The organism is Kribbella sp. NPDC054772, assembly GCF_053611945.1.
On sequence record NZ_JBSHBJ010000054.1, the window covers coordinates 15,119 to 35,655 of the forward strand.

General features: G+C 69.2%; 18 protein-coding genes. 14 read left to right on the forward strand and 4 right to left on the reverse strand.

The genetic code is table 11. The annotated features are described in order from the left end of the window. Positions 1 to 34: 34 nt before the first annotated feature. Positions 35 to 763, forward strand: coding sequence for a PIG-L deacetylase family protein (locus ACWGID_RS40300; RefSeq protein WP_452204664.1), 729 nt, complete (start codon positions 35 to 37; stop codon positions 761 to 763). Here the strand turns inward: ACWGID_RS40300 and ACWGID_RS40305 are convergent. Next, positions 760 to 1,710, reverse strand: a complete 951-nt coding sequence (locus ACWGID_RS40305) for a DUF1152 domain-containing protein (RefSeq protein WP_452204665.1) — start codon at positions 1,708 to 1,710, stop codon at positions 760 to 762. The genes ACWGID_RS40300 and ACWGID_RS40305 overlap by 4 nt on opposite strands. Positions 1,711 to 1,773: 63 nt before the next feature. On the opposite strand from ACWGID_RS40305, the gene ACWGID_RS40310 reads away from it, so the two are divergent. From ACWGID_RS40310 to ACWGID_RS40320, 3 genes are all read left to right on the forward strand, one after another. Further along, positions 1,774 to 2,508 carry an alpha/beta fold hydrolase gene (locus ACWGID_RS40310; RefSeq protein ID WP_452204666.1) on the forward strand — a complete coding sequence of 245 codons (735 nt, stop codon included), beginning with the start codon at positions 1,774 to 1,776 and terminating at the stop codon, positions 2,506 to 2,508. 83 nt (positions 2,509 to 2,591) lie between these two features. Beyond that, positions 2,592 to 3,944 (forward strand): MurT ligase domain-containing protein, encoded by a 1,353-nt coding sequence (locus ACWGID_RS40315; protein WP_452204667.1) that lies wholly within the window; start codon positions 2,592 to 2,594, stop codon positions 3,942 to 3,944. Beyond that, on the forward strand, positions 3,941 to 4,726 hold the full coding sequence (locus ACWGID_RS40320; protein WP_452204668.1) for a type 1 glutamine amidotransferase: 786 nt from the start codon (positions 3,941 to 3,943) through the stop codon (positions 4,724 to 4,726). Before ACWGID_RS40315 ends, ACWGID_RS40320 begins: the two co-directional genes overlap by 4 nt. A 106-nt stretch (positions 4,727 to 4,832) precedes the next feature. Here ACWGID_RS40320 and ACWGID_RS40325 read toward each other — a convergent pair whose 3' ends face one another. Next, on the reverse strand, positions 4,833 to 6,155 hold the full coding sequence (locus tag ACWGID_RS40325; RefSeq protein WP_452204669.1) for an aminopeptidase C: 1,323 nt from the start codon (positions 6,153 to 6,155) through the stop codon (positions 4,833 to 4,835). 136 nt (positions 6,156 to 6,291) lie between these two features. Between ACWGID_RS40325 and rpsR the strand changes: the two genes are divergently transcribed. Further along, positions 6,292 to 6,534 (forward strand): 30S ribosomal protein S18, encoded by a 243-nt coding sequence (gene rpsR, locus ACWGID_RS40330; RefSeq protein WP_452204670.1) that lies wholly within the window; start codon positions 6,292 to 6,294, stop codon positions 6,532 to 6,534. A 125-nt stretch (positions 6,535 to 6,659) separates the two neighbouring features. Next, positions 6,660 to 9,542 carry a S8 family serine peptidase gene (locus tag ACWGID_RS40335; protein ID WP_452204671.1) on the forward strand — a complete coding sequence of 961 codons (2,883 nt, stop codon included), beginning with the start codon at positions 6,660 to 6,662 and terminating at the stop codon, positions 9,540 to 9,542. A gap of 54 nt (positions 9,543 to 9,596) precedes the next feature. Here the strand turns inward: ACWGID_RS40335 and ACWGID_RS40340 are convergent, their stop codons facing one another. Both ACWGID_RS40340 and ACWGID_RS40345 read right to left on the reverse strand, forming a co-directional pair. Next, positions 9,597 to 10,238: a response regulator gene (locus tag ACWGID_RS40340; RefSeq protein WP_452204672.1), complete on the reverse strand. Its 642-nt coding sequence runs from the start codon at positions 10,236 to 10,238 to the stop codon at positions 9,597 to 9,599. Next, entirely contained in the window at positions 10,235 to 11,779 is a 1,545-nt protein-coding gene (locus tag ACWGID_RS40345) for a PspC domain-containing protein (RefSeq protein WP_452204673.1), read from the reverse strand. The genes ACWGID_RS40340 and ACWGID_RS40345 overlap by 4 nt, the downstream gene beginning before the upstream one ends. 182 nt (positions 11,780 to 11,961) lie before the next feature. On the opposite strand from ACWGID_RS40345, the gene ACWGID_RS40350 reads away from it, so the two are divergent. From ACWGID_RS40350 to ACWGID_RS40385, 8 genes are all read left to right on the forward strand, one after another. Continuing rightward, the gene (locus ACWGID_RS40350) at positions 11,962 to 13,344 is read left to right on the forward strand and encodes a PspC domain-containing protein (protein WP_452204674.1); all 1,383 of its coding nucleotides are present in this window, start codon (positions 11,962 to 11,964) and stop codon (positions 13,342 to 13,344) included. After that, positions 13,341 to 13,532, forward strand: coding sequence for a hypothetical protein (locus tag ACWGID_RS40355; RefSeq protein ID WP_452204675.1), 192 nt, complete (start codon positions 13,341 to 13,343; stop codon positions 13,530 to 13,532). Before ACWGID_RS40350 ends, ACWGID_RS40355 begins: the two co-directional genes overlap by 4 nt. A 137-nt stretch (positions 13,533 to 13,669) precedes the next feature. After that, positions 13,670 to 14,821: a Cmx/CmrA family chloramphenicol efflux MFS transporter gene (locus tag ACWGID_RS40360; RefSeq protein ID WP_452204676.1), complete on the forward strand. Its 1,152-nt coding sequence runs from the start codon at positions 13,670 to 13,672 to the stop codon at positions 14,819 to 14,821. Positions 14,822 to 14,848: 27 nt separating this feature from the next. After that, positions 14,849 to 15,055: a cold shock domain-containing protein gene (locus tag ACWGID_RS40365; RefSeq protein ID WP_452204677.1), complete on the forward strand. Its 207-nt coding sequence runs from the start codon at positions 14,849 to 14,851 to the stop codon at positions 15,053 to 15,055. A gap of 57 nt (positions 15,056 to 15,112) precedes the next feature. Further along, positions 15,113 to 16,264 carry an L-histidine N(alpha)-methyltransferase gene (locus ACWGID_RS40370; RefSeq protein ID WP_452204678.1) on the forward strand — a complete coding sequence of 384 codons (1,152 nt, stop codon included), beginning with the start codon at positions 15,113 to 15,115 and terminating at the stop codon, positions 16,262 to 16,264. Further along, on the forward strand, positions 16,261 to 16,824 hold the full coding sequence (locus ACWGID_RS40375; protein WP_452204679.1) for a hypothetical protein: 564 nt from the start codon (positions 16,261 to 16,263) through the stop codon (positions 16,822 to 16,824). Before ACWGID_RS40370 ends, ACWGID_RS40375 begins: the two co-directional genes overlap by 4 nt. A 139-nt stretch (positions 16,825 to 16,963) precedes the next feature. Then, positions 16,964 to 18,982 carry a hypothetical protein gene (locus ACWGID_RS40380; RefSeq protein ID WP_452204680.1) on the forward strand — a complete coding sequence of 673 codons (2,019 nt, stop codon included), beginning with the start codon at positions 16,964 to 16,966 and terminating at the stop codon, positions 18,980 to 18,982. Between the two features lie 90 nt (positions 18,983 to 19,072). Continuing rightward, positions 19,073 to 20,338 (forward strand): extracellular solute-binding protein, encoded by a 1,266-nt coding sequence (locus tag ACWGID_RS40385; RefSeq protein WP_452204681.1) that lies wholly within the window; start codon positions 19,073 to 19,075, stop codon positions 20,336 to 20,338. Positions 20,339 to 20,537: the final 199 nt, after the last annotated feature.

A 20,537-nucleotide genomic window follows, 5' to 3' on the forward strand; every position in this document is an offset into this window, starting at 1 on the left:
TGTGCACGCCGAGGCAAGCGGCTAGGGTCGTCGGGTGACCGTGCCTGAGGCGAATCCCCGACCGGACAGCGAGATCGAGCGGATCCTGGCGGTGGTCGCGCACCCGGACGACATCGACTTCGGCGGCGCCGGCTCGGTCGCCCTGTGGACCAAGGCCGGCATCGAGGTGCACTACTGCATCGTCACCGACGGCCAGGCCGGTGGTTTCGAACCCGACCGCGATCGCGCCGAGATCCCCGCCGTACGCCGGGCCGAACAGACCACCGCCGCGCAGCACGTCGGCGTCCACGACCTGCACTTCCTCGGCTACTCCGACGGCGAGGTCGAGCCGACACCACAGCTGGTCCGCGACATCAGCCAGGTGATCCGCAAGGTCCGCCCGCAACGCTTGCTCAGCCAGTCCCCCGAACGCTGGTGGGCACGCCTCCCGGTCTCCCACCCCGACCACCTCTCCGCCGCCGAAGCCACCGTCCGCGCCTTCTACCCCGCGGCCGGCAACCCCTACGCGTATCCCGACCTCGACGAGGAAGCGTGGGACGTGGGCGAGCTCTGGATGATGGAACACCCCGAACGCAACCACTACGTCGACATCACCGACACCTTCGACCAGAAGATGTCCGCCCTGATGTCCCACACCAGCCAGCACCGCAACCCCGAAGCCCTCCGCACCCACATCCGCACCAACTCCACCCGCCTCGCCCAAACCGCCGGCTTCCCCCCAAACCACCAAGCCGAAGCCTTCACCGTCATCCGCCTCCCCTAGTGCGGAAACACCCGGCGCGGGCGCAATCTCGTCCCTTCGCGATGCCTCTCGATCACCCGCGAGATCTGCGCAGGATGCTCGGTTCCTTCGAGCTCGTCCAGGTAGCCGACTGAACGTGCGAGGCCGTCGAGGTCGACCGCGAAGTACAGGGCCATCAGGGGATTCACGAGGAGCTCACCACCTGCCGTCCGGGCGGTGAACTGGACGTCGCCGAAGTCACCACGCAGCGCGGCGGCGATCTGGCCGTTGACGATGCTCGGCCTGACGGGCGTCACGAGCTGCGCGTAGTCGACGAGGTCCAGGTACGCCGCTGCCTCGGCCGACGCCGGTGGGATCGACACCGCGCCCAGGTAGTCACCGGTCCGGCTCAGCGCGGCGAGATTCTCGAGCACATCCACGTGGTTGACGCCGTGGTACGCATCGATCCCGAAGCCGAGGCAGACGACGAGCCGCTCGATCCCGGAGATCCGGGACAACGCGCCGAGGCTCGCCATGTCCTCCTCCGGCGTACCCAGACCGGCTTCGTCTCCGCGCATCAGGATGTCGGTGCCACCGTCGACCAGCACGACCGCGTCGATCCCGAGATGCCCGACCAGAGCTTCGTACGCCGCGCGCAGCGGCGCGACGCCCGTCCGCGGGAACGCGTACACCGTCGACGAAAGGTCCTTCGACTCGAGCCAACGCGACAACACCCGCTCCGGGAAGTACTCCGGACGACCGCGGCTGTCCGGCCGAACCACTGCCACACCCGGCGTCAGCCACTCCTGCACTTCACCGAGCTCGGCGAACGACAGGTTCGCGAACTCAACCTCTTTCCCCTGCGCAACCAAGGCGAGCGCGAGGGGTACTCCGGCGTACACGTCGAAGCCGCCACCCGCACCGGCGACGAGGACCCGCCGGGCGTCACGTAACCGGGTGAACACGGGTGGTTCGGAAAGCGTGAACACCTGCGCAGGCTATCTGCTGGTTAATGTTTTGCGGGTGGGGGTGATTGGGGTGAGGGTTCACGCATGACGATTTCTTTTGGGGTTGCCGGGGTGGGCCCGGATGTTTTGCTGGTGCATGCGGGGGTTGCTGACTCGCGGATGTGGGAGCGCGAGGTCAGCGCGCTGGCTGTGGACCATCGGGTGATCACGGTGGACTTGCGGGGGTACGGCGAGACGCCGTTGGAGGCGGGAGCGAAGTACTCCGATGCCGGTGACTTGCTCGCGGTGCTCGACGAGGTCGGTGCGTCGGCGGTGACCGCGGTCGGAGCGTCGTACGGCGGGTATGTGGTGCAGCAGATGGCGAGTCGGGAGCCGGCGCGGTTCGGGCGGCTGGTGTTGCTGTGTGCGCCGACCGACAACGTGGAGCCGGACGACGAGCTGCGGGCGTTGTGGGGCGCAGAGAACAAGCTGCTGGAGGCGGGCGACGTCGACGGCGCGACGGATCTGACGGTACGGCGCTGGATCGGGCCGGACGCCGACGACGAGGCCCGGGAACTGCTGCGGGTGATGCAGAAGCGCGCGTACGACGTACAGCTCGCCGCGGGTGACGACGTGGACAACGAGGAGTACCCGGTCGAACCGGAGAAGATGACGATGCCGGTCCGCCTGATCACCGGCGCCCACGACTTCAAGTTCTTCACGGACTCCGCGGACTACCTGGCCGAACGCCTGCCGAACGCGGACCGCATCCACCTCCCGTGGGCCGGCCACCTGCCCACCCTGGAACGCCCCGCCGAGGCATTATCACTGATTCGCTGAGCATTCCCTGAGCCTTTTCCTGAGCATTTCCTGAGCTGAGCGGACGCTGAGTTTCTGTTGACCGGCGGATCTAGACTTTTCCTATGCGAGAAAAGGCCGCGATCGCTGTCGCCCGGACCGCCGCCGGCCTCAGCCGTCGGCTCGGCCGCGGCGGCCAGGTGATCCCTGGTGCGATCGCCGGGAAGATCGCTCCGGATTTGGCCGGGAAATTGGCGGCTGAATTACCGCACGGCAGCATTCTGGTGACCGGGACCAACGGAAAGACCACGACCACCAAGCTGATCGTCGCCGCGCTGCGGCTCGGCGGCGAGACCGTGCTCACCAACGCCAGCGGCGCGAACCTGCGCAGCGGGATCGTTTCGGCCCTGGTCACGGCGGCCGACCTGCGCGGTCGCACCGGCGCGACGATCGGCGTCTTCGAGGTCGACGAGGCCAGCCTGCGCCTCGTCGTACCGGAGCTGCGGCCGCGGCACATCGTCGTACTGAACCTGTTCCGCGACCAGCTCGACCGGTACGGCGAGGTCGACACGACCGCCGAGCTGCTGGCAGAAGGCATCGCGGCCACCAACGCACGGCTGTACCTGAACGCCGACGACGCCCGCGTCGCGAGTCTCGCCGACGCCGCGGCAGCACCGGACCTGGTCAGCTACTTCGGCATCGAGCACCTCCCGATCCGCTCGGCCGGTTCGATGTCCGCGGCCGACTCGGATCGTTGCCCGCGCTGTGGCGCACGGCTGGTGTTCAGCCAGGTCTTCTACAGCCATCTCGGCCACTACCGCTGCCCGAACGGCGACTTCGACCGGCCCACGCCGGACGTCGCGGTCACTGGGGTCGAGCAGGCGGACCTGGACGGCACCACGTTCTCCCTGTCCGCGCACGGCGTACCGCAGCGGATGCGGTACGGCCTGTCCGGCACGTACAACCTCTACAACGCCCTGGCGGCCGTCGGCCTGACGACAGGGCTGGGCCTCGCGCCGGCGTTGAGCGCGCAGGCAGTGCGGACCACCGAGGCCGCGTTCGGGCGCGTCGAGAAGACGGAGATCGACGGCCGGACGTTGTGGCTGCTGCTGATCAAGAACCCGACCGGGTTCGCGCAGGTGCTGGACACCTTCCTGGTCGGGCGGGCACCGCTCCGGGTGCTGATCGCCGTCAACGACCTGCCGGCCGACGGACGGGACGTGTCGTGGCTGTGGGACGTCGCCCTCGAGGCGCTGGCGCCGACCCGGCCGGAGGTCGTCGTGGCCGGCACGCGGGCCGCGGAGATCGCGCTGCGACTGCACTACGCCGGGACGGAGGCGACGGTGGCGCGCAGCCTCGACGACGGGCTCACCCGCTTGCTGTCCGGCCTGCCACCCGGCGGCGACGCGTTCGTGCTGCCGACGTACACCGCGATGCTGCAGATCCGCCGCACGCTCGGCCGGCGGGCCGCGGCATGAAACCCCTGCGGATCGCCCATCTGTATCCCCGGGACCTGAACGTGTACGGCGACCTGGGGAATGTCATCACGTTGCGGAAACGGCTGGAATGGCGCGGATTCCGGACCGAGGTGACGGCCGTGGAACCGGGTATTCCTTTCGACTTCTGCGCGGTCGACCTGCTCTTCGGTGGCGGCGGGCAGAATTCCGGTCAATCGGCACTGGCCGACGATTTGCTGGAGCGCGGCAGCGAATTGCGCAGAATTTCCGCCGCTGGGGTCCCGATGCTGTTGATCTGCGGAAGCTACCAGCTGTTCGGCCGGGAATTCGTCGACGCCGACGGCCGGCGGTACCCAGGCCTCGGGATCTTCGGCGCGACCACCACCGTCCGGCGGCAGCGGATGATCGGGAACATCGTCGTGGACAGCCGGTTCGGGCAGTTGGTCGGCTTCGAGAACCACTCCGGCCGGACCGTCCTCGATCCCGGCCAGCAGCCGCTCGGCACGGTGCGGCAGGGCTTCGGCAACAACGGCCGGACCGGTGACGAGGGCGCGGTGACCGGCAACACGATCGGCACCTATCTGCACGGGCCGGTCCTGCCGAAGAATCCCGCACTCGCCGACCACCTGCTGCTCCAGGCCGTCCGGCGCCGGTACGCCGTCGACGTACTCGAGCCGCTCGACGACGACCTGGCGGCGCGCGCCGCGACCGTCGCTGCCGCCCGCCCGCAAGGCCGCACCCTCAGCATCCGCCCGCGCCGCCGACGCCTGCACCGTCTCGGCGCCGCCCTCCGCGGCCTCTGAAACCGGCCTCTGAAACTGGCCCTGAAATCGGGCCCTGAAATCGGGCTCTCAACGTAGAAGGACCCCGGCCCGCAGGGGGCCAGGGTCCTTGGTGTACGGAGTGCGGTCAGTCGGCGAGGGCGCCCATCGGGTCCCAGGCCGGGAGGACGATCGGCTCGTCGTCGAGGCGCGCCTGGAGCTCGGCCGGCAGCGCGGAGCGCCGTACGGCGACCTCGAAGACGTGCTCGCCGAACCACGAGTCGTTCATGGTCCAGAAGCCGCTGTCGGCCTTCTCGTCGCCCCAGCTGTTCTCGACCCGCCAGCGGCGCGGCTCGCCGTCGACCACGTCGACGCCGGTGAACAGCATCGCGTGCGTCATCAGGGTCTCGTGGTGCACCAGGCGCTCGGCCTTGTCCAGCGTGAACTCGGTGTCGTAGATCGCGCTGTAGTCGTACAGCTTGGCGTCCCAGAAGCCGAGGTCGGCGTTCATCTGCTTGCCGACGTCGCAGCCGAACCAGACCGGCTCGCCGCCGACGATCGCGTCCTGGGTGAGCTTCTTGATCAGGTCGATCTCGACGTTCAGGTACACCACCGGCGGGGCGTCCACGATGTTGCCGAGGAAGTCCACGGTGAAGGTCTTGCCGACCGGGCTGGTCGAGCGCGGGTCGTGCACCAGGCAGACGTACTCGTCGACCGGCAGCTGCACGTACGCCGCCGCGAACTCGGTCGGAGTGGTCCAGCCGTCGCGGTGGAAGCCCTTGTCGCTGTCCTTCCACTGCCACAGGAACTTCTGCGGCGGCGTGCCGAGGTGGATGCTCAGCACCCGGTGCACGGTGGTCAGGATCTCGCGCTTGCGGTCGCGGCGGGTCTCGTCGCCGTCGAGCGCCCGCAGGTCGCGCGCACCCTGGCGGAGCAGCTTGCGGAGGGCGTCGTTCAGCTGCGCGGTCGCGGACGAGCTCTCGGTCTCCGGCATCGCCGACTTCGGCACCAGACCGTGCTTCTGCACCAGCGCGACGAACATGTTCCACTGGCCGCCGTCACCGATCGGGTCGGACAGCAGGTGCGCGACCGTGCGGTCGTCGGCGTCCCGGTCCGCGGTGTCGATGATCGCCTCGAGGAAGAAGTTCGACCGCTCGAACTTGTCCCAGAACAGCAGGTAGTTCTGGGAGAACTCGAAGTCCTTGACACCCAGCTTCTCGGCCGCACCGACGCGGAGCAGGTTCAGCCCGGCGAACAGCCAGCACCGCCCACTCTTCTTCTGGTTGGTCACCTTCCAGTCGTCCAGCAGATGGGACACCGAATGGTCCATCGACGTGACGACCTGGCGATCCAGGGCGATGCTGTTGACCGGGGTCTGCGTGACGGCGTTCTGCATCACCCGGTACTGCGGGTTCGACGCGAACTCCTTCTCGAAGAGCGCCAGCTGATCGGCAGTGAGATTCCGCTCCATGATGTCGACGGTATAACAGCCACCAAGCCCGGACGGCCGGATCGGAGTGGCGAATCCATGCCCTGGCCGAAACGCGCCACCGGTGACCACTTGCGCTACGCTAGTTGAAAACGACATTCAACAAAGGAGCGGCGCCATGGCCCGACGCCCGGCCCCGACCGGCAAGCGCAAGCCGAAGCAGAACCCGCTGGACCGCGACGGCATCACCTACATCGACTACAAGGACACCGCGCTGCTGCGCAGGTTCATCTCCGACCGCGGCAAGATCCGCTCCCGCCGCGTCACCGGCCTGTCCGTCCAGCAGCAGAAACAGGTCGCCCGCGCGATCAAGAACGCCCGCGAGATGGCCCTGCTCCCCTACACCTCCGCGAACCGCTGACCGTGTAACGACACCAGGGACTTCTCCGATCTAGGACTCGGGTCGCGCTCGCGACCCACCGGACAGCGCCCGAACCACGGCAGCGGGTTCGGCGATCCGCCGCTCGCGGCGCTCTGGGGGTCCCTGTGCTGTCCCGTCCTACTCATCTGCTGCGCCTGGTCGTGCCCGCGGCCCTGGTCGCCGCCGGCGTGATCGTCGTCACCGGTTCGTCCGGGTCGGCCGCCGAACTGCGCCCGTACCGCCCGGCGGTCAGCGCGCACCACGACGCGAAGCCCGAGTTCGAGCCGAACTCCGTGCTGGTGAAGTTCAAGAGCAAGGCCACCGCGTCCGCCCGCCGGGCCGCGGTCTCGAAGCTCGGTGCCACCGCGAAGCAACCGGTCACCTCGAGCATCGTCAGGCTCAGCGGCACGCTGTCCGCGCCGGAGCTTCTGAAGAAGGCCAAGGCCGACCCTGCCGTCGAGCTGGCCTCACTGAACTACAAGCGCCACACCACGGCGGTCCCGAACGACACCTATTACCCGGTCAGCGGCGGTGTCGGCCAGGCGTCGTACCTGAACACCGTCCGCATGCCGCAGGCGTGGGACGTGTCGAAGTCGACCGGCAACCAGGTGATCGCGGTCGTCGACACCGGTGTCGACGCGGGTCACCCGGACCTCGCCGGCCATCTGGTCGCCGGCTACAACGTGCTCGCGCCGACGACCGCTCCGAACGACGACAACGGTCACGGCACGATGACGCTGGGCATCATCGCGGCGTCGGCCAACAACGGCGCCGGCGTGGCCGGGGTCGGCTGGTCCGCGAAGGCGATGCCGGTCAAGGTCCTCGACGCGAACGGCGAGGGGTACGACGCCGACGTCGCCAACGGGATCACCTGGGCGGCCGACCACGGCGCCAGTGTGATCAACCTGTCGCTCGGCGGACCGGGCGACGACCAGGTCCTCCACGACGCCGTGAAGTACGCCGTCGCCAAGGGCGCTGTGGTCGTCGTCGCGGCCGGGAACGACGGCAGCGACGCGGTGCAGTTCCCGGCGTCGTACCCCGAGGTGATCGCGGTCGCGGCGACCGACGCCACCGGCCGGCTGACCGACTTCAGCTCGTACGGCGACTGGGTCGATATCGCGGCGCCCGGCTGGGACATCGTCAGCACCGGCGCGCGCAGCCTGACCGAGCCCGGTTACGACCCGTACTGGCTCTGCACCGGCACCTCCTGCTCCGCGCCGATCGTCGCGGGTGTCGCCGCCTTGATGAAGAACAAGTGGCCGACCCTCACGCCCACCCAGGTGGCGGCGCGACTCGAGACCGTGGCCCGCGACGCGGGCCCGCGCGGCACCGACCCGTACTACGGCGCCGGCGTCCTCGACGCGTACGCCGCACTCGGCGGCAGCTGGGCCGCGGACTTCCCGGGGCCTCCGCTCAAGGCAGCCGACGACGAGCCGGCTCGCGCCCGCAACCTCGGCGACCTGCCGATCGGGTTCGGTCTGAGCACCGGCGGCGTGACGAACACCGAGGGCGAGGTCGATTGGTACTTCGTGCACCCGACGGGCGCCCGCACGATGCGGGTCACCGTCTCGGGTCCCGCCTACACAGCGGACCTCCCGCAGAACTTCGCTCCGGTGGTGACGGTCTACGACAAGGACCTGCACCGCATCGGGTTCGCCCAGAACCCCTACCCGGCGGACTGGTCCACGAACGCTCCGCTGACAGCAACCCTCGATGTCCCCATCGATTCCGGGGTCTCGTACATCCAGGTCCGCAACTACAACGGTTCCCGCGTGGATCGCTCCTACGGCTTGAACATCTCACTGGTCAGCGCGGGCGCGACGACGACCGGCGAGGCGTACCCGGTCCGCGACGTCCTCCCCGGTGACCTGTCCGACGACGCCGCGCTGACGTCGAAGCCGTCGGTGACCTTCGCACGACCCGTCGACGCGACCACGGTCGACGGCAGCACGGTGAAACTGCTGAACGGCAAGACCCTGGCGACGATCCCCGCCACGGTCAGCTACGACGCCGCGACGCTGAAGGCGACGATCACGCCGGCGGCACAGCTCGTCGACAACGCGCCGTACAAGGTCTCGGTCTCCGGCGTGCACGAGGCGGACGGGACTGCGCTGGCTCCGGTGCTGACCAGTTTCAGCACGATCGACTGGTACCCGAGCCAGCTGAAGGCGTTCGACGCGAGCGGCGCGTACCTCGCCGCGACCCTGAACTGGACGCTGCCGGAGATGACCGACTTCGGGCAGGTTGTGGTCCGGGTCGCCGCCGGGACCAAGGCGCCGGCCCTGGACACCGGCACGCTCGTCTACGCCGGTACGGCGTCCTCGGTCAAGGCGACCGGGCTGGCGCAAGGAACGACGTACACCTTCGCGGCCTGGATCAAGGACCGTGAAGGGCGGGTCGGCCCGGCCTCGGTGACCCAGTTGCTCGGGATGAAGTCCGGGATCAGCACGACCTCGACGCTGGTCAACTACGGCGGCTCGATCACGATCAAGGGCAGCACCCTGCGGATCGACAACAAGGTGTACGCCGGTCTGCCGGTCAACGTCTACGTGCGGCCGAAGAACTCCACGAAGTTCGCCCTGCTGGCGGCGTTGAAGACGTCGTCGACCGGGACCCTCGCGGTGGCGCACAAGCCCCTGGTGTCGTCGGTGTACATGCTGACGTTCCCCGGAGACGCGGACCTGATGGGCACCCGGAGCGCCGACATCACCGTGCAGGTGGCGCCGACGATCTCGGCCACGCTGGCGCCGGCGTCGATCCGGCTCGGGCAGGCGACCGCGTTGAGCGGGTACGTCGCTCCTGCGCACGCCGGTCAGCCCGTGTACCTGCAGCAGTACGGGAACAAGGTCTGGAAGTCGATCGCCTCGGTGAAGCTCAGCACCTCGGGCAAGTACGCGTTCGGCATCAAGCCCGCCGTCCGCGGCCAGATCGCGTACCGGGTCTTCTTCCCGGGTGACGCGGACCACGCCCCGGCGTACTCCGCGAACAAGATCGTCACGATCAGCTGATCACAGCAGAACGCCCCGGCCGTCGCGCGGCCGGGGCGTTCTCGTGTGCTGTAGTCAGACCAAGCGGCGGTCTGTTGCCCAGCGGGTGAGTTCGTGGCGGTTCGAGAGCTGGAGTTTGCGCAGGACCGAGGAGACGTGGGTCTCGACGGTCTTCACCGAGATGAAGAGCTCGCGGGCGACCTCTTTGTAGGCGTAGCCGCGGGCGATCAGGCGCAGTACCTCGCGCTCGCGCTGCGACAGCCGATCGAGGTCCTCGTCCACCGACGCGATGTCGATGGCGCCCGAGAACGCGTCCAGCACGAACCCGGCCAGCCGCGGCGAGAACACGGCGTCACCGTCGGCGACCCGGTTGATCGCGTCCACCAGCTCGGCGCCGGAGATGTTCTTGGTGACGTACCCGCGGGCGCCGGCCCGGATCACGCCGATCACGTCCTCGGCTGCGTCCGACACCGACAGCGCCAGGAACTTGATGTCCGGGTGCCGCTGGTGGACCTGCTTCATCACCTCGGTGCCACCGCCGCCGGGCAGGTGCACGTCGAGGAGAACGACGTCGGGCTCGGTGCCGACGATCGCCTTCACCGCGGTGTCGACGTCGGAACCCTCCCCGACGATGTCGACCGAGGCGCCGATCTCGCTGCGTACCCCGGCCCGGAACATATCGTGATCGTCGACGACGACAACCCGCCTGCTGCTCATCTGTCCATCTCCAGTCGCACTTCGGTCCCTGTCTCCGGATCGGACCGCACCGTCGCGCGGCCGCCGTGCCGTTCCATCCTGCCCATCACACTGTGCCGCAAGCCGAGCCGATCGTCCGGGACCTCGTCGACGACGAACCCCTTGCCGCGGTCCCGGACGAACATCTCCACACGGTCCCCGTCCACCTCGACGAACACGTCGATCTTCGCAGCGCCGGAGTGCTTGGCGGCGTTCACCATCGACTCCCGGGCGGCCCGGACCATCGACGACAGCGGCTCGGTCAGGTCACAGTCACCGACCGTGATCACCTCGATCGGTACGCCGTGCGAGTCCTCGACCTCGGCGGCGGCCCGCTTCGCGGCGCTGGCCAGTGTCTGGTCCGCGTTGTCGTCCTCGTCGTACAGCCAGGACCGCAGTTCACGTTCCTGGGAGCGCGCCAGCCGGGCGACCGCCTTCGGGTCGTCGGACTGCTTCTGGATCAGCGCGAGCGTCTGCAGCACCGAGTCGTGCAGGTGCGCGGCCATGTCGGCGCGCTCCTGCGAGCGGACCCGTTCGGCGCGCTCGGCGTTCAGGTCGCGGGTCAGCCGGTGCACCCAGGGCCCGGCGATGACGCCGATCCCGACCACCGCGAGCAGCAGCGCGATCAGTACGTCGCCGACCATCGAGAGCCGGCCGTTCTGGACCAGGAACAGGGTGACCGCCGTACCGATCAGGATCAGCCCGACGGCGATCCGGACCAGCGACTTCCAGCCGCCCTTGCCGAGCACCAGCCCGAGGATCGGGACCCGGATGTCCTGCGCCCACTTGTCCTTCTGGTTCTCGTCCGCCTGCCGCCAGATCAGCGCCAGACCGGCCGCGGCGAACACCAGCGGCCAGAACAGCTTGCCGGCGACGCCGAACCCGGCGACCTGGAGCAGCAGCAACACACCGATGCCGATCGCCACCAACGCCGGCAGCTGGCCGCGGCTCTTCTCCCGCTTCCGCTGCTTCGCCTCGGTCACCGGCGCCGGCGGCTCGTCCGAGCGCAGCCCGCTGCGGGTGTGCGCGGCCAGGCCGGGCGCGTTCGGCACCGTCTCCGGCGCCAACGGCATCAGGAACCACAGCGCCGCATAGATCAGTACGCCGAATCCGCCGAACACCGTGGTCGCGATCAGGACCAACCGCACGACGGTGTCGGACACGCCGAGGTGGTCCGCGACACCACCGGCCACACCGGCGATCACCCGTCCCTCGGTACGCCGGTACGCCCGGCGCGGCGGGTCGGACGCCGGTCGCGGCGGCGGAGCAGGCTGCCCAGGCCCCTGCTGTCCCGGTGCCTGCGGTCCCGGCCCCGGCTGGCCCGGACCGGTGGGCGGCCCACCTGGGGCGCCGTGCTGCTGCTGACCCATCCGCGCGGCGTAGGCGGCGTACGGGCCTTGGTACTGGCCTGGTCCCTTCGGGCCCCAGCCCTTGTACCGCCACTGGTTCTGCGCAGGCGTCGACTCGGGTCGGTCCTCGTTCGTCGAGGATCCGCCCGTCGGCGCGGCTGCTGGCTGGCTCATCACCACGATCGTCACATGTGGACCGGCCCGACACCAGCAGGCTTGTCCCGGGCCCGCTCCTCAGCCGCCGCCCGGCCCGCTCAGGGTGCGCTCGGGGAGAACCCCGAATTCCGGGCACTCCGGGGGCCATCAGGGGCCATCCCCGATGTGATCCGGGGTGCCGGCGCGGGAGTATCGATGGCATGGAGCAGAACCAGAGTGGACCCGCCGGGTTCGACCGCGACCGCCTGCAGAACCCCCAGAGCTGGCGGCGCAGCAGGTCGGACCGCTGGGTCGCGGGTGTCTGCGGCGGCATCGGTCGCGCGCTGAACATCGACCCCGTGCTGGTCCGCGTGGTGATGGCCGTCCTGATCCTCAGCGGTCCGGGCATCATCTTCTACATCGCCGCCTGGGTCCTGATGCCCGACGAGGGCAGTGACCGCGCACCGGTGCAGGGCGTGCTCGGCGACCGGATCCGGACCGACCACCCGTGGTTCTGGCCGGTGGTGATCGGGATCTGCATCTTCGCCGCGATCGCGACGATGTCGTCGTTCAAGTTCGGCCACTTCGTCCCCGGTCCGGTGATCGTGCTGGCGGTGATCTGGCTGCTCGCCAAGCACCGCAAGGCCGGCAAGCAGTCGTCCCAGAACCAGCAGCAGAACCAGCCCTCGCAGTACCAGCCGCAGCAGAACCAGCCGCAGCGCCCGCAGGACACCACGTCCCCGGCGAGCGCCGGCCAGCAGTTCACCTCGCATCAGTACCCAGGCCCGCAGAACACCGGCCAGCAGAACTCGGCGTACACGCCCCCGCAGACCGGCCCGTCCGTTCCTCCGACGGGCCTGTCGTCCTCGGCCACACAGCGACCCCAGGACCGCACCGTCGAACCGGTCCAGCCTGTGTGGACCGAGGACGACCCCCTGGGCCTGTACGTCGACGAGCCGGCCGGCGCCACCCGTCCGGTCGCGACGACCAAGCGCGCCGAACCGCCCGCGAAGGGCATGCGCGGTATCAAGTCGATCATCGTCGTGCTGACCGGTCTCGCGATCGGGATCGCGGCGCTGGCGGGGGCCTCGACCGCGACCATGCTGGTCATCGGTCTGGCCACGCTCGGCGGCGGCATGCTGATCGGCGGTTTCGTCGGGCGCACGCTGGCCCTGCTTCCGCTGGGCATCCTGCTCGCCGTCGGAGCCGTGGCGAGCACGGTGTTCCCCGGCGTACCGCGGAACTTCGCCGACACCAACTACGTCGCGCCGGCCGGGCAGACGATCACCGCGACCGGCACGAGCTACCAGTTCGACGCCGGGTCGGTGACTTTGGACCTGACCAAGGCCACCTTCGCCCCGGGCGCCAAGGTCGACGTCCACGGCGGCGTCGGCGAGGTCGTCGTCAAGGTGCCGGCGAACGTCGACGTGAAGGGCCAGCTGTCGACCGAGATGGGAGACGTTGCCTTCCTCAACCAGCAGCACGAGGGCCATAATGCTCAGCTGAACCTCGACGACCTCGGCGCGGACGGCAAGGCCGGCCCGCAGCAGGTCACCCTGGACCTGGACCTCAGGCTGGGCAGCATCAAGGTGGAGCGCAGATGAGCCAGCAGCGACGGAAGACCAAGCCGGACGTTCCCGGTGTTGTGGCCGGGACCGTGCTGGCCGGGGGCGCCACGATCTGGATGCTGACCGAGAACGGCGTACTGCAGTCCGACGACCTGGGCGTCACCAGCGCCCTCCTGCTGGTCACCGCCGGGCTCCTCGGTCTCGCCGCGTCACACCGCGGCTAATCCGGTGGACGGCGGGTACGCCGTTCCCTAAGCTCCACGCCGTGAGCAGCCCGGAGGCGGACAGACCGTAACCAGAGACGACTCAACGGCAGGCGATCCCGTCTGCCGCCGTTCTCTCATGGTTGCGGAGTGCCTCCATGCCTTTCGTGCTGTACCTGCTCGGCCTGGCCGTTTTCGCCCAGGCGACCTCTGAATTCATGCTCGCCGGGCTCGGCCCGGACATCGCCCAGGACCTGGGCGTTTCCCTTCCCACCGCCGGCTGGCTGACCTCGGCGTTCGCGCTCGGCATGATCGTCGGCGCGCCGGCGATCGCCGTCCTCGGCGCCCGCTGGCCGCGCCGCCGGACGCTGCTGGTAACGCTGACCGTCTTCCTCGCCGCGCATGTGGCCGGTGCGCTGACCAGCAGCTTCACCGTGCTGCTGGTCACCCGGATCCTGGCCGCGCTCGCGAACGCGGGCTTCCTGGCCATCGCACTCGCCACCGCCACCACCCTCGTCCGTCCGGACGCCAAGGGCCGCGCCACCTCCGTCCTCCTCGGCGGTACGACGCTCGCGTGCATCGTCGGCGTACCGGCGGGGGCCGTCCTCGGCCGCTCGTTCGGCTGGCGGTCCGCGTTCTGGGCGGTCGCGATCATCTCGCTCCCGGCGCTCGTCGCGATCCTGCGCTCGATCCCGTCCCGCGGCGTCCCCAGCGCGGCCGGGGTACTGCGGTTCGGGATCCGGCCGCGACTCGCCGTACTGCTGCTGCTCGGGGCGCTCGTGAACGGAGCGACGTTCTGCTCGTTCACCTACCTCTCGCCGGTGCTGACCGAGGTGACCGGGTTCGGGGTGGGGTGGGTACCGGCGATGCTCGCGCTGTTCGGGCTCGGTTCGTTCGCCGGCGTGACCGTCGCCGGTCGCTTCGCCGATCGCCGCGACCACCGGCTCACATTCGTTGCCGGGGGCATCTTGCTGATCGGCTGGTGCGCCTTCGCGCTGACCGCCGGCCACGCCGCGCCGACGGTCGTCCTGGTCTTCGTCCAGGGCGCCCTTTCCTTCGCCGTCGGCTCCACACTGATCTCCTACGCCCTGTACGCCGGCTCCGCGTCCCCCGTCCTGACGGGCGGCCTGGCCACCGCCGCACTCAACGTCGGAGCCGCCACCGGACCGCTCCTGGGAGGCCTCGCGATCGGGGCCGCCGGCTTCTCCGGACCACTCTGGGCAAGCGCGGTCCTGGTGGGTACGGCGCTCTGTCTCGGAGCCGCCTCGGTTAGTCTTGTGGACTGCGAAGTACCGGAGGGACCCTGGTGAAGCGGGTCCCGTGGTCGAGGAGTCTCAATGGTGCGCGGCACCGTGAAGTGGTTCAACGCCGACAAGGGCTACGGCTTTCTGGCCGTCGAAGGCGGCGACGTGGACGACGTGTTCGTGCACTGGAGCAAGATCGTGTCCGACGGGTACAGGACCCTCGAGGACGGCCAGCGGGTCGAGTTCCAGATCGTCGACGGGCCCAAGGGCCGCGAGGCGGACGCCGTCACTCCGGTCTGACCAGCGGTCTGGTCCGGCAACCGATAACCTGTCGTCTCATCGTGTGAGGGGTGAGACGTGGCAGAGCCGGTACCCGTGGTCCGGAAGCTCGAGCATGCGCTGAACGACGACGACTTCGCCTGGTCACTGCTGCTGGTCGGCGAGGACCAGACGGACAAGCTCGCGACGCTGACCGGCGACCTGCGCGGGCCGTTCTCGACGTCCGGCGACGGCAAGCAGATCACGTCCGGCTTCTCCTACTGGGGGATCGGTCCGACGATCGCCTGGGCGAACGCGACGAACGACCCGTTCTACCTGGTGATGAAGGCCGGTGCGGAGTCGTTCCTGCGGCACTGGCGCACGCTCCGGCCGCATGTCGAGAACGGCGGCTTCCACCTGGTCAGCCTCGGAGTCGGCACCGGCGTCAAGGACCGCACGATCCTCAGCGACATGCGCCGGCACAACGCGGACATGTACTACATCCCGGTCGACATGAGCTCGGAGATGCTGCGGATGGGCACGCTGGAGCCCGTCCGCGGCGCCCGGTTCCCGGTGTCCCAGGTGCTGCCGGTGCAGCTGGACTTCTCCATCGCCGACAACATGGACGAGCTGGCCCAGATGCTCGCCCGGCTGGTCGGCGAGGAGCCGATCCTGTTCACGCTGACCGGCAACACGCTGGCGAACTTCGAGAACGACGAAGAACTGCTCCGCACTCTCACCCGGGTGCTCCGGTCGCAGGACCGGCTGTTGCTCGAGGTCGCCAGCACCACCCGGCTGGACCAGGAGGCCGCGGACGCAGCAGCCGACGAGTACCACCAGACGCGGGCGTTCGCCGAGTTCGTCACCAGCGCCCTGCGGTACAACACCGATCTCAAGATCAACCACGAGCTGGTGAAGTTCGTCGGCGAGGTCGAGGACGAGGACGCGCTGCTGGTCAAGATCCTCTGGCAGAACGACACCGACGACGAGATCCGGATGGAGCTGCCGGACCACACCGAGGTGCCGCTGTCGACCGGCGACACGATCCGGCTCTACACCACCCGGAAGTACTCCACCGCGCGGCTGAAGCGGCTCACCGAGGCGTGCAAGCTGACGCCGGTCGAGGCGATCCAGTCCCAGTTCCGGTACACCCGCCGGCCGAACCCGTTCGGCCTGGAGTTGCTGCTGCTCGCACCGGAGACGGCCGGCGAGGCCGCGCACAGCCTCGCCGACGACATCTGGTCCACATGAATCGGCGGACCGTCGTCAGTTGGGTGACGTACGGCCTGCTCGCGGTCGCATTTGTACTCGGCGTGATCTGGTTCCTCTGGCCGGGGAACTCCCGCTGGGAGCCGGCGGTCAACTCGCTGACGCTGGTCGCCGGGCTGACCGGCATCTTCGTCGAGCGGCTCACGGCCGAGGCGGAACGCCGTACCGAGGTACTGCGGGCCGTCGCGGACGAGCTGCAGGAGAACACCCGGCTGCTGAACGACGACCGGTTCTCGCCGGACGCGCCGACCAGCCGGCAGGTGTACCCGCGGCTGGTGGTGTCCGCGGTCGACCTCGCGCTGGTGTCCGGCGTACTCGGGCTGCACAAGGACGCGGACCTGGTCGGGCTGCTGCACCGCTGGCGGGACACCGTGCACCTGTTCAACCGGCGGCTCGACCTGACCGAGATCAGCACGTTCTCGAACACCATCTCGGCGGCCGAACTGGCCGGCTTCCACCGGGCCCTGCACCGCGAGAACAGCTACTTCGCCGCCACCCGCGAGATGCTGCAGAAGCTGCTCGGCCGGATCCCCCAGACATGATCCAGCCTTAACGGCTGGGGCCGTAACCGGGGCAGTTGCTGTCAGTAGTGGCAAATTTTCCCGAGCCGTTGACTTCGTGACGCCGCGAGGGCTTCACTTTCGGACAGGACCGTAAATACGGCACCCCGGAGGCATTCGCATGCGATCAGCCCGCTCGCTCGTCGCGGTGGCACTCGCCGCCGTCCTCGTCAGCACCCTCTCCACGCCCGCCCGCGCAACCCCTGAGCCACCCACCGCCACGGTCACCTCCCTCGGTACGCCGCTGTCCGACGTACTGCTGATCGGAGGCACCGTCGCACCCGGACCGAACGGCAAGACCGCGATCTGGAACGTGTCGAGCGGCAGCCCGGCGTACCTGAACGCCATCGACCCGGCGACCGGCGACAGCCTGCTGTCCACGGCGCTGACCGGCGCCGACGGGAGCTACGCGGTCGCCGCCGCGCCGGACGGCACCATCTATGCCGGCACCTACAACAACGGCCACCTGTACCGGCTCAAGCCGGGCGCGACCACCGCGGAGGACCTCGGCCGGCCGCTCGCCGCCGAGTCGTTCATCCTGCGGATCACCGTCGACGAGCAGGGCAACGTGTACGGCGGCACGTACCCGCACGGCCGCGTGTTCCGGTACGACCACCAGACCGGCGCGGTCCGCGACTACGGCACGGTCAAGGCCGGCCAGGGCTACGTGAAGAGCATCGACTACGCCAACGGAAAGCTGTACACCGGCACCGAGCCGGACGCATACTTCCAGGAGATCGACGTCGCCACGGGCGCGGTCACCGAGATCCCGGCCCCGCCGACGATGGGCGACCCGAAGGACAAGGTCGTCTACGACCTGAACGTCCGCGGCGGCCGCGTGTACACCCGGGTCAGCACGGCGTTCCCGGGCCCGATGTACGTCTGGGACATCGCGTCCCGGACCTGGGTCGACGAGATCCCGAACGAGCACGGTCTGGACATCTCCCCGCTCGGCGCCGACGGGTCGCTGTACATGATCCAGGCGAGCGAGCTGAAGAAGTACGACCCGGCGACCAAGACGCTGACCGGCACCGGCCTGACCTTCACCGGCCGGATCCAGAACGCCCGCTCGATCGGGTACGCCGACCTGAACCTGCCCGACTACCCCGGGACCAGCGTGGTCGGCACGCTGTGGCGCGGCGAGGAGTTCCGGTACAACCCGCAGACCGGCAAGTCGGAGATCTTCCAGACCAAGGTCCGCCGGGAGCCGATCGAGATCCTGTCGGTGGCCGGGGGCAAGGACAACATCTACGCCGGCGGCTTCCTGAACGGCGGCGTGTCGGTCGTCAACCCGACCACCGGCGAGACGAAGTTCAACCGGTTCTCGCAGGTAGAGGCCTTGATGGAGGCCTCGAACGGCACCGTCTACGTCGGCGCCTACCCGGAGGCCCGCCTGTACTCGTACGCCCCGACCCAGCCCTGGAGCAGCCCGGAGTACTCCCCCGGCCCGCCCGGTACGCCGGACAACCCGAAGCAGCTGCTGAACCTGAAACCCGACCTGTTGCAGACCCGCGCGCGGGCGCTGACCGAGGTGAACGGCAAGATCGCGGTCGGAACCGTCCCCGACGGCGACCGGCTCGGCGGCGCACTGGTGATCTACGACCCGACGACGAACACCGCGGAGAAGTACCGGAACGTGGTCCAGGACGAGTCCGTCTTCGGCCTCACCAGCCACTGCGGCATCGTGTACGGCGGAACGTCGATCGCCGGTGGTCTGACCACCACGCCCCCGACCCGCACAGCGGGCACAGTGTTCGCGTGGGACGTGGCCAAGAAGAAGAAGCTGTGGGAATCCGTGCCGGTGCCCGGCGCGGCCACCGTCTCGTCGGTCACGATCGGACCGGACGGGCTGCTGTGGGGTGTGGCCGGCAAGACCGTCTTCGCCGTCGCCCCGGACAGCGGCAAGTTGAAGAAGTCCTTCACGCTCGGGACGACGACCTCCAGCGGCGACATCGTCGCCACCTCGGAGGCCGTCTACGTGAGCATCGACCTGAACAAGATCTTCCGGATCGCGCCGGGGAGCAAGGCCACTCCGACGCTGTTCGTCGAGCACGCGCACCGGCGGCTCGGCGTCCGGGGAGATCACCAACTGCTGATGACGAGCGGCTCTCAGCTGTTCCGAGTTGATATCAGCCGTTGACAGCCGAAATTCATCCCGGCTACTTTCGGCCCTGACCGTTATTCGGTTTACCTACTTCCGGCCCTGACTTCCGGACACCCAGGGGGTGCGATGAAAACCACCGTCCGCCGCATCGCGGCACCACTCACGGCACTCGTTCTCGCCGCCGCGCTCAGCTCCTGCGGCGGTGGCGACTCGGGCTCGTCGGACTCGAAGAAGAGCGTCACGCTCTGGATGTACCCGGTGATCGCCGACCAGGCGGCCAGCGACGCCTACTGGAAGAAGGTCGAGACCGACTTCGAGGCGGCGAACTCCGGGATCGACCTGAAGGTCGAGGCGCAGCCGTGGGCGAACCGTGAGGAGAAGGTCGCGGCCGCGTTCTCGGGCAAGAAGGGCCCGGACGTGCTGCTGATGATCCCGGACCAGATCCCGCAGTACGTGAACAGCGGCTCGCTGGAGCCGGTCGACGACGTGGTCGCCCCGGACAAGGACAAGTTCCTGCCGGCCGCGATCCCGGGCCTGACCGTCGACGGCAAGGTGTACGGCGTACCGATCTATCACACCGTCACGACCACGATGTACAACAAGACGGTCCTGACCAAGGCCGGGATCGCCAAGCCGCCGGAGACCTGGGACGAGATCAAGGCCGCGGCACCGAAGCTCAAGGCCGCCGGGTTCTCCACGCTGGACTACTCGGCCTCGCCGGAGGCGACGCTGAACCTGAACTTCTACCCGCTGCTCTGGCAGGCCGGCGGCAAGGTGTTCGCCGACGACGGCAAGAGCGTCACGTTCAACCAGGCCCCGGGCCTGGAGGCGCTGACCTTCCTGAAGAGCCTGTGGGACGAGGGTGCGATCCCGAAGACCGCGCTCACCGCGGGCAACGTGGTCGCGGACTCGCCGTTCGGCAAGGGCCAGGTCGCGATGGCGATGACCAGCGTGCCGGCCGACGCCGCCACGGTGGCCAAGACCTGGGGCGCGGCGAACGTCGAGATCGGTACGCCGCTGACCGGCGAGAAGCAGGTCGGGTACGGCATCCCGGGTGGCCTGGTTCTGAACGCGGCCTCCGCGAACACCGACGAGGCGAAGAAGTTCCTGTCGTTCATGACCCAGCCGGCCCAGCTCGACGCGCTCAGCAAGGCGTCCGGCTTCTACTCGCCGCGCAGCGACGCCAAGTCCGAGCAGACGGACCCGACCGCGGCGAAGTTCCACGACGCCCTGCAGTACGCCGTACCGGGTGAGGCGAACGCGTCGGCGCGGCAGATCATGTCGCTGCTGAGCACCGAGATCCAGGCTGTGCTGACCGGCAAGAAGCAGCCGCAGCAGGCCCTGGACGACGCCGCCAAGCAGGCCAACGACCTGCTCTCGAGGCAGCGTTGACCGAAGCACGGCAGCCGGACACGGCGGCGGGCCGGGCGGGCCCCGCCGCCCTCTCGGCCCACCGGCCGGGTCGGCTTCGCCTCTTCTCCCGCGCCGGGGCGCCCCCGCGGGGGGGGGGGGGGCCCCCAAAGCCCGGGGGGGGGGTGGTGGTGGGGTGGGGCGGGGGGGGGGGGGTGGGGGGGCTTGGCGGGCGGGCGGA